General features: G+C 69.0%; 13 protein-coding genes. 6 read left to right on the forward strand and 7 right to left on the reverse strand.

The window, feature by feature from the left end:
* Positions 1–33 precede the first annotated feature (33 nt).
* The gene (locus AC2YHT_RS02720) at positions 34–1,044 is read left to right on the forward strand and encodes a radical SAM protein (RefSeq protein ID WP_487288056.1); all 1,011 of its coding nucleotides are present in this window, start codon (positions 34–36) and stop codon (positions 1,042–1,044) included.
* A gap of 81 nt (positions 1,045–1,125) precedes the next feature.
* On the opposite strand, the gene AC2YHT_RS02725 is transcribed toward AC2YHT_RS02720, so the two are convergent.
* The 3 genes from AC2YHT_RS02725 to AC2YHT_RS02735 form a co-directional block, all read right to left on the reverse strand.
* The gene (locus AC2YHT_RS02725) at positions 1,126–1,812 is read right to left on the reverse strand and encodes a type 1 glutamine amidotransferase domain-containing protein (RefSeq protein ID WP_487288057.1); all 687 of its coding nucleotides are present in this window, start codon (positions 1,810–1,812) and stop codon (positions 1,126–1,128) included.
* A gap of 263 nt (positions 1,813–2,075) precedes the next feature.
* Positions 2,076–3,566 carry a bifunctional glutamate N-acetyltransferase/amino-acid acetyltransferase ArgJ gene (gene argJ / locus AC2YHT_RS02730; RefSeq protein WP_487288058.1) on the reverse strand — a complete coding sequence of 497 codons (1,491 nt, stop codon included), beginning with the start codon at positions 3,564–3,566 and terminating at the stop codon, positions 2,076–2,078.
* The gene (locus AC2YHT_RS02735; protein WP_487288059.1) at positions 3,563–4,510 is read right to left on the reverse strand and encodes a peptidylprolyl isomerase; all 948 of its coding nucleotides are present in this window, start codon (positions 4,508–4,510) and stop codon (positions 3,563–3,565) included. Before AC2YHT_RS02735 ends, argJ begins: the two co-directional genes overlap by 4 nt.
* Positions 4,511–4,944: 434 nt before the next feature.
* Here AC2YHT_RS02735 and secA point away from each other — a divergent pair, with 434 nt between their 5' ends.
* The gene (gene secA, locus AC2YHT_RS02740) at positions 4,945–7,710 is read left to right on the forward strand and encodes a preprotein translocase subunit SecA (RefSeq protein WP_487288060.1); all 2,766 of its coding nucleotides are present in this window, start codon (positions 4,945–4,947) and stop codon (positions 7,708–7,710) included.
* A gap of 86 nt (positions 7,711–7,796) precedes the next feature.
* Here the strand turns inward: secA and AC2YHT_RS02745 are convergent, their stop codons facing one another.
* The 4 genes from AC2YHT_RS02745 to AC2YHT_RS02760 form a co-directional block, all read right to left on the reverse strand.
* Positions 7,797–8,177, reverse strand: coding sequence for a type II toxin-antitoxin system VapC family toxin (locus tag AC2YHT_RS02745; RefSeq protein WP_487288061.1), 381 nt, complete (start codon positions 8,175–8,177; stop codon positions 7,797–7,799).
* Positions 8,174–8,443 carry a type II toxin-antitoxin system Phd/YefM family antitoxin gene (locus AC2YHT_RS02750; protein ID WP_487288062.1) on the reverse strand — a complete coding sequence of 90 codons (270 nt, stop codon included), beginning with the start codon at positions 8,441–8,443 and terminating at the stop codon, positions 8,174–8,176. The genes AC2YHT_RS02745 and AC2YHT_RS02750 overlap by 4 nt, the downstream gene beginning before the upstream one ends.
* Before the next feature lie 189 nt (positions 8,444–8,632).
* A complete protein-coding gene (locus AC2YHT_RS02755; protein WP_487288063.1) occupies positions 8,633–8,854 on the reverse strand; it encodes a hypothetical protein in 222 nt (73 codons plus the stop codon).
* 2 nt (positions 8,855–8,856) lie between these two features.
* A complete protein-coding gene (locus AC2YHT_RS02760; RefSeq protein ID WP_487288064.1) occupies positions 8,857–9,819 on the reverse strand; it encodes an acetyl-CoA carboxylase carboxyltransferase subunit alpha in 963 nt (320 codons plus the stop codon).
* 284 nt (positions 9,820–10,103) lie between these two features.
* On the opposite strand from AC2YHT_RS02760, the gene AC2YHT_RS02765 reads away from it, so the two are divergent.
* From AC2YHT_RS02765 to AC2YHT_RS02780, 4 genes are all read left to right on the forward strand, one after another.
* The gene (locus tag AC2YHT_RS02765; protein ID WP_110121916.1) at positions 10,104–10,298 is read left to right on the forward strand and encodes a hypothetical protein; all 195 of its coding nucleotides are present in this window, start codon (positions 10,104–10,106) and stop codon (positions 10,296–10,298) included.
* A 93-nt stretch (positions 10,299–10,391) separates the two neighbouring features.
* Positions 10,392–10,805 (forward strand): OsmC family protein, encoded by a 414-nt coding sequence (locus AC2YHT_RS02770; protein WP_487288065.1) that lies wholly within the window; start codon positions 10,392–10,394, stop codon positions 10,803–10,805.
* Positions 10,806–10,967: 162 nt separating this feature from the next.
* Complete coding sequence (locus AC2YHT_RS02775; protein WP_487288181.1) at positions 10,968–11,741, forward strand: ABC transporter ATP-binding protein; 774 nt, start codon at positions 10,968–10,970, stop codon at positions 11,739–11,741.
* Positions 11,738–13,288, forward strand: coding sequence for a putative ABC transporter permease subunit (locus tag AC2YHT_RS02780; RefSeq protein WP_487288066.1), 1,551 nt, complete (start codon positions 11,738–11,740; stop codon positions 13,286–13,288). The genes AC2YHT_RS02775 and AC2YHT_RS02780 overlap by 4 nt, the downstream gene beginning before the upstream one ends.
* The last annotated feature ends 102 nt before the right edge of the window (positions 13,289–13,390 follow it).

Raw genomic sequence — 13,390 nt, forward strand, 5'->3', positions numbered from 1 at the left:
GGCTCGCAAGTCTGCTCGATCAGGAGGTTCAACGTGACGTACGCCGCCGAGACCGACCGCCGCCTGATCGTCCTGTGGCGGGTCTTCGACGCCTGCAACCTGTCCTGCCCGTTCTGCGCCTACGACAAGCGGGTGGACGGACCCAGGCACGCCGTCGACCCGGCCCGGGTGGAGCGGACCATAGACCTGCTCGGCGACTGGCGTCGGGCGCAGGGCCGTTCCGTCCTGCTCAGCTGGCTTGGGGGCGAGCCCTTGCTCTGGGAGCCGCTGTCGGCGCTCAGCGCCCGCGCCGTCGACCAGGGGCTGGAACTCAGCCTGACCACCAACGGCACGAGGCTCGGCTCGCCCCGGGTCCGTGACGAACTGGTGCGGCGCTATCGCGAGGTGACGATCAGCATCGACGGTCCCGCCGCCTTCCATGACCGGATGCGGGGCTGGCCGGGGGCGTTCGACAAGCTCTCGCGCTATGTGCCCGCGCTCGTGGCCGACCGCGACGCGGCCGGCGCCGCGCTCAAGGTCCGCGCCAACGTGGTGCTGATGCGCGACAACATCGCCGACTTCGAGGCGCTGTGCCGGACCCTGGCCGGCTGGGGCGTCGACGAGATCAGCTTCAACCAGCTGGGCGGTCGCGATCGTCCCGAGTTCTTCCCCGACCATCGCCTTCGTCCGGACGATGTGACGTTCCTGGCCGCGCTGCTGCCGGGGCTGCGCGCCGAACTGGCGGGTCTCGGCGCGGGCCTGGTCGGCGGAGCGTCCTATGTCGCGCGGATCGCCGACACCGTAGCGGGCCGGCCGCTGCCGATCGCCGATTGCCGGGTCGCCGAGCGGTTCCTGTTTATCGACGAGGCCGGCCGGATCGCGCCGTGCAGCTTCACGCCGCAGCATTTTGCGCTGTCCGTCGACCAGCTTCGCGAGCCGGCGGACCTGGAGGCGCTGCCGGGGCGGCTGCGCGACCTGCAACGGCGCACGCCCTCGCGCGACTGCGCCGACTGTCCCAGCACCCAGCAGTTCGCCAAGTTCGAGCCGACCGGCGCCGAGGCCTGATGCGGCTCGGCGCTCAGCCCGCTGATCAGCCTTCTCCGTAAAATCCCCGCTTTCGCGGGGGTTTTGCGGTTGGAGACAAGCTCAGGCCTTGGCTGCCAGGCGTTTGACCAGAGCGTGGGCGACGGCGTCGCTGCTGGCGGGGTTCTGCCCGGTGATCAGGTCGTCGTCCGTGACGACATAGGGGGCCCAGTCGGGGCCCTTCTCATAGAGGCCGCCGTTCGCCTTCAGCATGTCCTCGACCAGGAACGGCACGATGTCGGTCAGTTCGACGGCGTCTTCCTCGCCGTTGGTGAAGCCGGTGACCTTGCGGCCGGCCACGAGCGGGCGGCCGTCGGCGGCCTTGACGTGGCGCAGGGCGCCCGGGGCATGGCAGACCAGGGCCTGGGGCTTGCCGGCGCGGTCGAAGGCTTCGATCAGGGCGATCGAGGCGGGCGACTCCGCCAGGTCCCACAGCGGTCCGTGACCGCCGGGATAGAAGACCGCGTCGAAATCGGCAGCGTCGACGGCGTCCAGCGGAACGGTCTTGGCGAGGGCTTCCAGCGCGGCCTCGTCGGCCTGGAAGCGGCGGGTCATGTCGGTCTGGAAGTCCGGCAGGTCGCTCTTGGGATCGAGCGGCGGCTGCCCGCCCTTGGGCGAGGCCAGGACGATCTCGGCGCCGGCGTCCTTAAACACGTAGTAGGGCGCGGCGAGCTCTTCGAGCCAGAACCCGGTCTTCTTGCCGGTGTCGCCGAGGGTGTCGTGCGAGGTGAGGACGATCAGGATTTTCATGGCGCGCTTCTCTGCTGCGAAGATCGGTCGGGGGCGTCGATCTTGCCGCATATAGGGTGGGCAGGCGCCGGCCGCCGCCATGATCGCGGCGCGCGGTGAAGAGGGGGGCAGGCCCAGGCCTTACCCCTTCCGTAAAATCCCCGCGAAAGCGGGGACCCAGGTGTTTTCTGAAACGCGCCGCGCTCGACGATAAAACGCCTGGGCCCCCGCTTTCGCGGGGGTTTTACGGTGGAGGGATGGGGGCAGGTCGGTAGGGGGTGACCCTACGACCGATAATCCCCGTTGATCGCCACGTACTGCTTGGTCAGGTCGCAGGTCCAGACGGTGGAGCTGCCCTTGCCGACGCCGACCTCGACGGTGACCTCGAGTTCCTGGTGCTTCATGTAGGCGCTCATGGCCGCCTCGTCGTATTCGGCCGAGACCAGGCCGTCGCGGGCGGCGAAGAGGTCGCCGAACTTGACGCTGATCTTCTCGCGGTTGACCGGCTCGTCGGCGCGGCCGACGGCCATGACGATGCGGCCCCAGTTGGCGTCCTCGCCGGCGAAGGCGGTCTTGACCAGCGGGCTTTCGGCGATGGTGCGGGCGATCTTGCGGGCCGACAGCGGGCTTTCGGCGCCGTTGACGGTGATCTTGACGAACTTGGTGGCGCCCTCGCCGTCGCGGACCAGCTGCAGGGCCAGATCCAGCAGTACGCCTTCCAGCTTTTCGCGGAAGTCGGCCAGGCGCTTGTCGCCGGGGCGGCTGATCTTGGGCGCGCCCGACTGGCCGGTGGCGAACAGCAGCAGGGTGTCGTTGGTCGAGCGGTCGCCGTCCACCGTCACGCAGTTGAAGGTGGTGCGGGTGTACAGAGAGACCAGCGTCTGCAGGGCGGCCGGAGCGATGGCGGCGTCGGTGGCGACGAAGGCCAGCATGGTGGCCATGTCCGGCGCGATCATGCCCGAGCCCTTGGCGATGCCGGCGATCTTCACTTCATGGCCGTCGATCACCGCCGTGGCGTAAGCGCCCTTCGGGAAGGTGTCGGTGGTCATGATCGCCGAGGCCGCTTGGGCCCAGCCGTCCGGCGTCAGGCGGGTCTCCACCTCGCGCAGGTTGGAGGTGATCTTGCTGTCGTCGAGGATGACGCCGATGACGCCGGTCGAGGCCATCATCACGTCGCGCTGGCGGCAGTCGAAGCGCTTGCCCACGGCGGTGGCCACGCGGCGCACGGCGTCGGCGCCGGGCTTGCCGGTGAAGCTGTTGGCGCAGCCGGCGTTGACCACGAGGGCGCGCACGTCGCCGCCGCCGCTGGCGGCCAGCTGACGCTTGCACCAGTCGACCGGAGCCGAGCCGACGCCGTGGCGGGTGAAGACGCCGGCGCCCGAGGTGCCCTCGGCGAAGCGCATCAGCAAGAGGTCGGGGCGCTCGTGCTTGTAGAAGCCGGCGCGGCCGGTGGCGATCTCGACGCCGGCGATCGGCGGGATGGTCGGGAACGGCACGACCAGCGGCGAGACGGCCAGGCCCGGCTTGCCCGGCGCGGCGGCGGGCGTCGCGGGGGCGGCGGTCGGGACAGGGGTCTCGCCGGCCGACTTCTGGGCGCGGCGCAGGCCGGCGCGCTTCAGGGCCGAGGCCAGCGGATCGAGGGCGCGGTCCAGGGCCTGACCGACGCTGGCGCCGACCTGGCCGACGATCTCGGCCGGAGTCGTGGTCGCGGGCGTCTTTTCGGCGGCCTTCGGAGCGGTGGTCTTGGTCGGGGTCTTTGCAGGCTTGCGGGTCATTTTTTGGCCGGGGTCTGGGCGGGCGCCGAGGCGGGCGGCGCGCTGTCGAGGTCGGAAACGGGGGCGGCGGCGCCGGCCGGAGCGGAGGCCGGCTCCTGCGGCGCGCCGGGGACGTCCTGGCCCTTGCCGACCAGCATCTCCACCTTGGCGCCCGAGCGCAGCTTCTCCAGCAGGTCGCGGACCTGGTCGTAGGTCAGGAAGCGTACGATCTGGGGGCGGGTCTCTTCCAGGCTGAGCGGGGCTTCCAGGCGCTTGTCCTCGACGCGCAGCACCACCCACTGGCCGTCGGAGTGGAACGGACCGATCAGGTCGCCGGCCTTGGCGTCCTTCAGGGCGCCGGCATAGGCCTCGGGCATGACGTCGACGGTGAAGTAGCCGAGGTCGCCGCCCTTGAAGCGGGTCGCTTCGTCTTTCGAGCGCTCCATGGCCAGGGCGTCGAACGAGGCGCCGGTGGCCAAGAGCTTCTTGACGCTTTCGGCTTCGGCCTGGCTGGGCACCAGGATCTGGCGGGCGCGGATCTCTTCGGACTGCTTGGCCAGCTTCTGCTGCTCGGCGTAGAGGCCGCGGATGTTGTCTTCGGTCACGGCCTTCTCGACCATGCCCTCGACCAGCATGTCGCCGAGAATGCGCTCGCGGGCGGCCGCCAGGCGGCGCTGGGCGACGGGATCCTTGTCGAGCTTGCGCTGCATGGCCTCGGCGGCCAGCAGCTTCTGGTCCACCACCTCGTCGAGGACGCGGCGGAAGAGGTCGGACGAGACGTCGAGCGGCTCGCCCTCGCCGATCAGGCCCTGCGCCACCGCCTCGCGCTTGACGTCGGAGGCCCAGACCGCGTGGCCGTCGACCCGCGCCACGGCCGTGTCGCCGGGCTCGGGCGGGCGCTCGTCGACCCCGCCGCGGCCGCAGGCGGCGACCAGCAGCGCCAGGCCGAGGGCGGCGGCGAGCATCAAGGGACGGGCCTGAAGTTTACCGGGGCGGACGGGGTGCATCGGACGCGGTTCTCCGCTGAACTCAAGAAAAGCGCTCTAGAGCGCGTCAGGCCAAAGGGGAAGCCGTTTCGGCGGCCTTTGGGTCTAAACTTCGCGTCGGGCCGTCCGGTTCTGGCCAAGCGGATGGAACTCCAGGCGCTTCCAGCGGTTTCGGCGTCGCGCCCACGCGCGCTGCGGGCATAATTCGTGCGGCGCGGGCAAGCTTGGCCGATCGGTGTTTTCGACGTCGAGGCGGGCCGGGCCTTCGTTGACACTGGGAGGGGCGGTGCTTAAGTCTCGCGCGCGCGCCGTTTTCAGTGGTTTTCCGAAACCCGGCGCAACGTCATTACCGTAGTGAAGGCCCACAAGCCTTAGCGCCGGCCTCACTAGTTCTCGCTCCGGATCCTTTCTGCATGCTCGGCTTCGCCAAAAAGCTCTTCGGTTCCTCCAACGAACGCAAGGTCAAGACGCTGCAGAGCCGCGTGGCCAAGATCAACGCGTTCGAGCCGGCGATGGCCGCCCTGTCGGACGAGGCCCTGAAGGCCAAGACCCAGGAATTCAAGGACCGCCTGGAAAAGGGCGCGACCCTCGACGACATCCTCGACGAAGCCTTCGCCGCCGTGCGCGAGGCCTCCAAGCGCGTGCTGGGCATGCGCCACTTCGACGTGCAGCTGGTCGGCGGCATGGTGCTGCACTTCGGCGGCATCTCGGAAATGCGCACCGGTGAAGGCAAGACCCTGGTCGCCACCCTGCCGACCTATCTGAACGCGCTGGCCGGCAAGGGCGTGCACGTCATTACGGTCAACGACTACCTGGCCACCCGCGACGCCGAGTGGATGGGCCAGCTCTACAACTTCATGGGCCTGTCGTACGGCATCATCGTCAACGGCCTGTCGCAGGGCGACCGCCAGCGCGCCTACAAGTCCGACATCACCTACGGCACCAACAACGAATTCGGCTTCGACTACCTGCGCGACAACCTCGTCTATGACGTGAACGAGATGGTCCAGCGCGGCCACCACTACGTGATCGTCGACGAAGTCGACTCTATCCTGATCGACGAAGCCCGCACCCCGCTGATCATCTCGGGCCCGACCGAGGACCGCAGCGAGCTCTACAAGACCATCGACGTCCTGGTGAAGGAACTCATCAAGGACAAGACCAACTACGATCACGACGAGAAGCAGAAGCAGGTCATCCTGACCGAAGAGGGCCAGGAGCGGATCGAAGAGGTCCTGATCTCGGGCGGGCACCTGGCCGAGGACACCGCCGGCCTCTACGACGCGGCCAACATCTCGATCGTGCACCACGTCAACCAGGCCCTGCGGGCCAACGTGCTCTACACGCGCGACAAGGATTATATCGTCAAGGCCGACGAGATCGTCCTGATCGACGAGTTCACCGGCCGCATGATGACCGGCCGCCGGCTGTCGGAAGGCCTGCACCAGGCCATCGAGGCCAAGGAAGGCGCCGCCATCCAGCCCGAGAACCAGACCCTGGCCTCGGTGACCATCCAGAACTACTTCCGCCTCTACACCAAGCTGTCGGGCATGACCGGCACGGCCTCGACCGAGGCGCAGGAGTTCGACGACATCTACAAGATGGGCGTCAGCGAAATCCCGACCAACCGCGTCATCCAGCGCATCGACGACGACGACGAGGTCTACCGCACCGAGGAAGAGAAGAACCGCGCCATCCTGGTGCAGATCGCTGACTGCCACAGCCGCGGCCAGCCCATCCTGGTCGGCACCGTGTCGATCGAGAAGTCCGAAGAACTGTCCAAGCTGCTCGACGCCTACGAGTGGGAAAACAAGGGCGCCAAGCAGAAGGGCATCCCCCACCAGGTGCTGAACGCCCGCTTCCACGAGCAGGAAGCCGGCATCGTCGCCGACGCCGGCGTGCCGGGCGCGGTGACCATCGCCACCAACATGGCCGGCCGCGGCACCGACATCCAGCTGGGCGGCAGCATCGACCTGCGCCTGTCGAAGTGGAAGATCGAGCAGCGCGGCCTGGGCATCACCGTCTCGCACGAGGACGAGCTGGCCCATCGCGCCGAACTGGAAGCCGAGATCGCCGACGCCAAGAAGGCGGCCCTGGCCGCCGGCGGCCTGTTCGTGCTGGGCACCGAGCGCCACGAGAGCCGCCGCATCGACAACCAGCTGCGCGGCCGCACCGGCCGTCAGGGCGACCCGGGCCGCAGCAAGTTCTTCCTGTCGTGCGAAGACGACCTGCTGCGCATCTTCGCCGGCGAGCGCCTGGACGCGATCATGCGCACCTTCGGCGTCCAGGACGGCGAGGCGATCACCCACAAGTGGCTGAACGCCGCCATCGCCAAGGCCCAGACCCGGGTCGAGCAGCGCAACTACGAGATCCGCAAGAACCTCCTGAAGTACGACGACGTCGTCAACGACCAGCGCAAGGCCGTGTTCGAGCAGCGCCAGGAGTTCATGGAGAGCAACGACCTGTCGGAAGTCATCGCCGAGATGCGCACCGACGTGGTCGAGGACCTGGTGGCCCGTCACGTGCCGCCCAAGGCCTATGCTGAGCAGTGGGACATCGAGGGCCTGCACGAGCGCGTCCAGGCGATCCTGGGCCTCGACCTGCCGCTGAAGGAATGGGCCGCCGAGGAAGGCGTCGACGACGAGGTCTTCCGCGAGCGCATCGGCAAGGCCGCCGACGAGTACGCCGCCCAGCGCGAAGTGATCATCACCCCCGAGCAGATGCGTTCGGTGGAAAAGAGCTTCCTGCTGCAGATGATCGATCTGCAGTGGCGCGAGCACCTGATGCACCTGGACCACCTGCGCAACGTCATCGGCCTGCGCGGCTACGGCCAGCGCGACCCGCTGAACGAGTACAAGACCGAAGCCTTCAGCCTGTTCGAAAAGCTGCTGGGCGACCTGCGCAGCAACACCACCCGCTGGCTGATGACGGTCGAGATCGCCTATGCCGAGCCCGAGCCCCTGCACACCCCGGAAAACCTGATCCCGGTGCACCTGGACCCGCTGACCGGCGAGAACGCGGCCCTGGCCGGCGCTCTGCCCGAAGGCCTGTCGCCGCAGCAGCGCGAGGCCCTGCCGGTCTCGGCGCTGCCGGAAGGCTGGGACCGCACCAACCGCAACGGTCCGTGCCCCTGCGGTTCGGGCAAGAAGTTCAAGCAGTGCCACGGCTCGCTGGTCTGACGACCGGCGGGTTCGAAAGAGCCTGAAAAGACGAAGCCCGCCCCGGTAGACCGGGGCGGGCTTTTTCGTGGGCGGGGGGGCGCGCGTCAGGCTGAGATCAGGTCGGTGCGGGCGAAGTCGTCGCCGACAAACAGCAGCCGCCCGCCGCAGTCCTTGGCCGCGACATAGGCGAAGCAGTCGCCCCAGTTCAGGCCGGCGGGATGAAAACCCTTGCCCCAAAGTCCGTAGGCTTCGGCGACGCGGTGAGCGGTGACTTCCGATACCGGCGTGATGGTCATGCTCAAGTTGTCGAGCAGCTTTTGCATTTGCGGGGTCACGCCGCGACGCGCCGAGACGATCAAGGTCTCTGTCAAGGTGCCGGCGGAAATGACGGGACTGGCTTCTTCGGCCAAGACGGCGATGCATCGCCGCCCTTCGGGCTCGTTCAACACGATTGCGATCAGCGCGGAGGTGTCGACCGCGATCACCCGGGCAGGCCGTCGTCGCCGTAGAGGAAGTCCTGGCTACGCGCCGCCGAAGGGCCGGGCGTCGCCTTCGCACCCGCTTCCTTGGCGATGGCTTCCAGGATCGCGCGACGCTTGGCGGGGTCGAATTTGGCGTCGGCCTGGGCGTGGATAGGCACCAGCCGCACGGCCGGTTGGCCGTGACGGGTCAGCACGACCTCGTCGCCGGCCTCGGCCTTGCGGACGAGGTCGGTCAGTTGGCCTTCGGCGTCTGTGACCGAGATTTCCATGGGACGACCGCTCCGGACCATCGAGAAGGTCCAGAACGAAAGATGCAGCTGAGTGGGGCTTGCGTCCACCTCTAGCCGTAAAATCCCCGCGAAAGCGGGGACCCAGGCTTTTTCTGAAACGCGTGGTGCTTGACGATAAAACACCTGGGCCCCTGCTTTCGCGGGGGTTTTACGGGAGAGAAGGGACCGTCAGCCGATCTTCTTCTTGCCGCCCGGGCCTTTGAGCGCCTTCCAGGCGAGGAAGCCGATCAGGCCCGCGCCGGCGATCACGCCGCTGACGACGAGGAAGGGCAGGGGCGCGATCTCGGCGGCGAGGCCGAGGCCGGCTTCGACGCCGGCGTCCGCGACCGAGGAATCCTTGCGCTTCTTGCCGACGGTTTCTCCGAGGAACGGATCGCCGTCGCCGCTCACGGCTATTGCAGGCCTTCGCGGCCGATGGCGTAGAAGCGGTCGGCGCGCTGGCGCTTGAGTTCGGCGGGGGTGAGGACCGACAGCTTCTTCAGCTCGTCTTCCACCGCGTCGCCGACGGCCTTGATGGCGGCTTCGGGATCCGAATGAGCGCCGCCGGCCGGTTCCTCGACGATGCGGTCGACGATGCGCAGCTTGATCAGGTCTTGCGCGGTGATCTTCATGTTGGTGGCCGCGTCCTTGGCCCGGCCGCCGTCGCGCCACAGGATCGAGGCCGCGCCTTCCGGCGAGATCACCGAATAGATCGAGTGCTCGAGGATCAGCACGCGGTTGGCGCCGGCCAGGGCGATGGCGCCGCCCGAGCCGCCTTCGCCGGTGATGGTGGTGACCATGGGCGTGCCTAGGGTCAGGCAGCGTTCGGTCGAGCGGGCGATGGCCTCGGCCTGGCCGCGCTCCTCGGCGCCGAGGCCCGGATAGGCGCCGGCGGTGTCGACGAAGGTCAGGACCGGCAGGTTGAAGCGCTCGGCCATGTCCATCAGGCGCACGGCCTTGCGGTAGCCCTCGGGGCGGGCCATGCCGAAGTTGTGCTTCAGGCGGGTGGTGGTGTCGTGGCCCTTCTCGTGGCCCATGACCACGACCGGCATGCCGCGGAAGCGGCCCAGGCCCCCGACGATGGCCTGGTCGTCGGCGAATTTGCGGTCGCCGCGCAGCTCGACGAACTCGTCGATCAGGCCCGCGACATAATCGCGCAGGTGCGGCCGCTGCGGGTGGCGGGCGACCATCGTCTTCTGCCAGGCGTCGAGACCGGCATAGGCTTCCTTGCGCAGAACCTGCACGCGCTCGCGCAGGGCGACGATCTCGTTGTCGAACGCGCCGGGGCCAGCCGTCTCGGAAAGCTTGGAAAGCTCTTCGATCTTGGCTTCCAGGTCGGCGATGGGTCGCTCGAAGTCGAGATAGTGCGCGGGCATGAGTCTCTTAACGTCGCCGTTTGCGAAAGGTGGCGAACCTAGTGCGTGATGACGTCCAGGGAAAGCGCATTCGCGCCAAATTGGAACCATGGTTCCAGGCGAGGATTCCCATCAAGACGGGATTCATCCCCAACTGAGTCCTGTTAAGAAACCGAACCCCTATGGTGAATCGCTTTGCGTTCATTATATTGGGTTTTCAAGAGCCGGTTGCGGAAGTCAGCTGGCGCTGCGGCCCCGCCCATCGAACATGGACCCGGTCCCGCCTGATGAGGACGATCGTTCCCATGCAGGTGTTTACCTTCTTCTGCGTCGAGCGCGACGGCTCGGTTCCTCGTTTCGATGTCACGGCCTGCGCCGACGACAACGCCGCGCGCCTGCGCGCCGGCGAGTTGTTCGACATGCACCGCGGCTGCAACGAGGTCGAGGTCTGGCGCGGCGCCACCCACCTGTTCAAGGTCGGGGCCGGCGCGGCCGCTTAAGATCCTTCGAAGGTTCGTCGGGGGACGGATTTCGACAAGCGCGATGCCGCATGGGACGCCTAAGTTGGGCTTCCCAACCCGCGAGGATTCGCCATGACCGACGTCGCCCGCCCTTCCGCCATCGCCGAGGACAGCGGCCACGGCGGCGTGCAGATCCTGATCACAGCCGGCCCTTCGCGTATCGCCGGCGACCTCAAGCCGTCGGAAGGCGGGCTCGACACCGGCCCCAATCCCCACGACCTGGTCGCGGCGGGCCTGGCGGCCTGCACCACCCAGACGCTGCGGCTCTACGCCAAGCGCAAGGGCTGGGCCCTGGGCGAGGTGCGGGTGGAGGTGACTTGGCGCCGGGCGACGGGCCAGGTTCCCGCTGATGTCTTCGACCGCGTCATCACCCTGCCGGCCGATCTCGACGAGACCCAGCGTCAGCGGCTGATGGAGATCGCCGAAGCCTGCCCGGTGCACAAGATGCTGACGGCGGGCGTGAAGGTCGAGACGCGGGCGGGGTGACGTCCTTTGGATGCTCCCCCTCTGGGGGAACTGTCGCGGAGCGACTGAGGGGGTAGCGGCCGAGGCCGCGCTGGCCCCCTCCGGCCCTCTGGGCCACCTCCCCCAGAGGGGGAGGATTTGCGTGTGCAGACCACCCAACCTTGCGCCCATCCCCCAATCGCGATCACATGCCCGCCGCATTGCACGGGGGCCAGCGTGACCGAAGCCTTGATCGTCCGGGGGCTGGACAAGACCTTCGCCAAGCCCGCCGTGCGCGAGCTGGACCTGACGGTGCATCCGGGCGAGCTCTACGCCCTGCTCGGGCCCAACGGCGCCGGCAAGACCACCACCCTGCGGATGGTCGCGGGCCTGACCAAGCCCGACAAGGGCAGCATCGAGATCTTCGGCATCGACGCCCGGACCGATCCGGCGGCGGCCAAGGCGATCACCGCCTGGGCGCCTGACGAGGCGATGATTTATGACCGGCTCACCCCGCTGGAATATCTGGAGTTCGTCGCCGGTCTCTGGAACGTCGAGCCCAAGCACGCCAAGGCCCGGGCGCAGGAGTTGCTGGAGACCCTGGGTCTTGCGGGCGAGGCGCGGCGGCGGTGCGAGGGCTTCTCGCGCGGCATGAAGCAGAAGGTGGCCCTGGCCGGGGCGCTGATCCACGATCCCCGGCTGCTGATCCTCGACGAGCCGCTGACCGGCCTCGACGCCGCCGCCGCGCGGCTGGTCAAGGACATGCTGCAGGCCCGCGTCGACGCCGGCGGCACGGTGATCCTGACCACCCACATCCTGGAAGTGGCCGAGCGCATGGCCGACCGCATCGGCATCATCGCCGGCGGGCGGCTGCTGGCCGAAGGCACGCTGGATACGCTGCGCGGCCAAGCAGGCAAGGACGGCGGCACGCTCGAAGACGTCTTCCTGCAGCTGACGTCCGACGGGGCGGCGGCGTGAGGCTGCTGCGCTCCGGCTCGGTCGCCTGGCTGCTGGCCCAGGAGATCCGCCTCTACTGGCGCGGCCTGACCGGCAAGAGGGCCGGCGCCGGCATCGGCGCCTGGATCGGCGGCTCGATCCTGCTGCTGGTGATGCTGAGCGGCGGGGTGTCGCTGGGTTTCGTGCTGCGCAAGCTGGACGTGCCGATGGTCCCGATGGCGGCGGCCATCGCCCTGGCCTGCTGCGCCACCGCCTTCACCCTGATGCTGTCGCAGACCCTGGCGGCGGCCAGCGAGGCGCTCTACGAGCGCGGGGACCTCGACCTGCTGTTCTCCTCGCCGATCCCGCCGCGGACGGTGCTGTTCGTCCGCGCCCTGGGCGTGGCGGCCGGGGTCATGACGGTGTTCCTGATCTTCCTGACGCCGCTGGTCGGGCCGGCGATCATCCTGGGCCATCCCGAATGGCTGGGCCTGTTCGGCGTGCTGGCGGCCCTGGCCTTGCTGGCGACGGCCGCGGGCCTGTCGCTGGCCATGACCCTGTTCTCGCTGATCGGCCCGCGCCGCACGCGCACGGTGGCCCAGGTGCTGGCGGCCCTGGTTGGCGCGGCCTTCTTCCTGACCAGCCAGATCCGCACCATCCTGGGCAAGGGCGCCAGCGAGAGCCTGTTCCAGACCCTGGCGCGCGAGACCGCCGAGGGCCGGCTGAAGCTGCCGCCGATCGCCTGGCTGCCGCTGAAGGCCATGCTGGGCGAGCCCTTGCCGCTGCTGGCGCTCCTGGCGATCGGGGCGGGCGCCTTCACCCTGTCGGCGCTGTCGCTGGGCCGGCGGTTCGCCGACGCCGCGGCCGCGACGCAAGGATCCCAGACCAGCGCCGCCAGGCCCGCGCGCGGCCGCGACCGGGCCTTCGCCAAGGGGGTGTTCGCCGCCACCCTGGCCAAGGAGCTGCGGCTGATCCTCCGCGACGCCGGCCTGCTGTCGCAGGTGCTGCTGCGCGTGCTGTACCTGGTGCCGACCGCCGTGATCCTCAGCCGCAACGCCGCCCACGGCGGGGGCGCGGCCCTGGCCGGCGGGGCGGGGGTGGTGGTGTTCCTGGCCGGTCAGGTGGCCGGGAGCCTGGCCTGGATCACCCTGTCGGCCGAGGAGAGCCCGGACCTGCTGGCCGTGTCGCCGGCCGCCGTGCGGTCCCTGCGCCGCGCCAAGCTGGCCGCGGCCCTGTTGCCGGTGGCCCTGCTGCTGGCCGCGCCGCTGGCGGTGCTGGCCTGGCTGGCGCCGGCCACCGCCTTCTGGACCGCCGTCGGCGCCGGCCTGGCGGCCTGGGCCTGCGGGCTGATCAATGTCTGGCACCAGAAGCCGGGCAAGCGGGCCGACTTCAAGCGCCGACGCGGGGCGTCGTGGTTCGCGACCCTGGCCGAGGTGGCGATCTCGGCCCTGCTCGCCGGCTTCGTCGGCCTGTCGGTGGCCGGCCTGCCGCTGTGGGGCCTGGCGCCGCTGGCGGTGGCGCTGCTGGCGCTGCTGGCCCTGCGCCGCAGCGACGCCCAGATCGCCAAGGTCCTGCGCCTGGCGGCCTGATTTTCCGGATTTTCGTGAATTTGCACAGATATTGTCCGCGCGAGGGTTCAACCTTTTCGCGAACGGCCTATGGTGGGGCAAGCCGGGGGCGGCGTCTGGAAA

Source organism: Caulobacter sp. SRI_008, assembly GCF_057586355.1.

Excerpts from the sequence above, each read along its gene's own strand:
- argJ (WP_487288058.1), bottom strand. The coding sequence starts at position 3,566 with ATGACCCGCAAGCCTGCAAAGACCCCGACCAAGACCACCGCTCCGAAG.
- AC2YHT_RS02770 (WP_487288065.1), top strand. The coding sequence starts at position 10,392 with ATGACCGACGTCGCCCGCCCTTCCGCCATCGCCGAGGACAGCGGCCAC.
- secA (WP_487288060.1), top strand. The coding sequence starts at position 4,945 with ATGCTCGGCTTCGCCAAAAAGCTCTTCGGTTCCTCCAACGAACGCAAG.
- AC2YHT_RS02725 (WP_487288057.1), bottom strand. The coding sequence starts at position 1,812 with ATGAAAATCCTGATCGTCCTCACCTCGCACGACACCCTCGGCGACACC.
- AC2YHT_RS02760 (WP_487288064.1), bottom strand. The coding sequence starts at position 9,819 with ATGCCCGCGCACTATCTCGACTTCGAGCGACCCATCGCCGACCTGGAA.
- AC2YHT_RS02765 (WP_110121916.1), top strand. The coding sequence starts at position 10,104 with ATGCAGGTGTTTACCTTCTTCTGCGTCGAGCGCGACGGCTCGGTTCCT.
- AC2YHT_RS02735 (WP_487288059.1), bottom strand. The coding sequence starts at position 4,510 with ATGCTCGCCGCCGCCCTCGGCCTGGCGCTGCTGGTCGCCGCCTGCGGC.
- AC2YHT_RS02750 (WP_487288062.1), bottom strand. The coding sequence starts at position 8,443 with ATGGAAATCTCGGTCACAGACGCCGAAGGCCAACTGACCGACCTCGTC.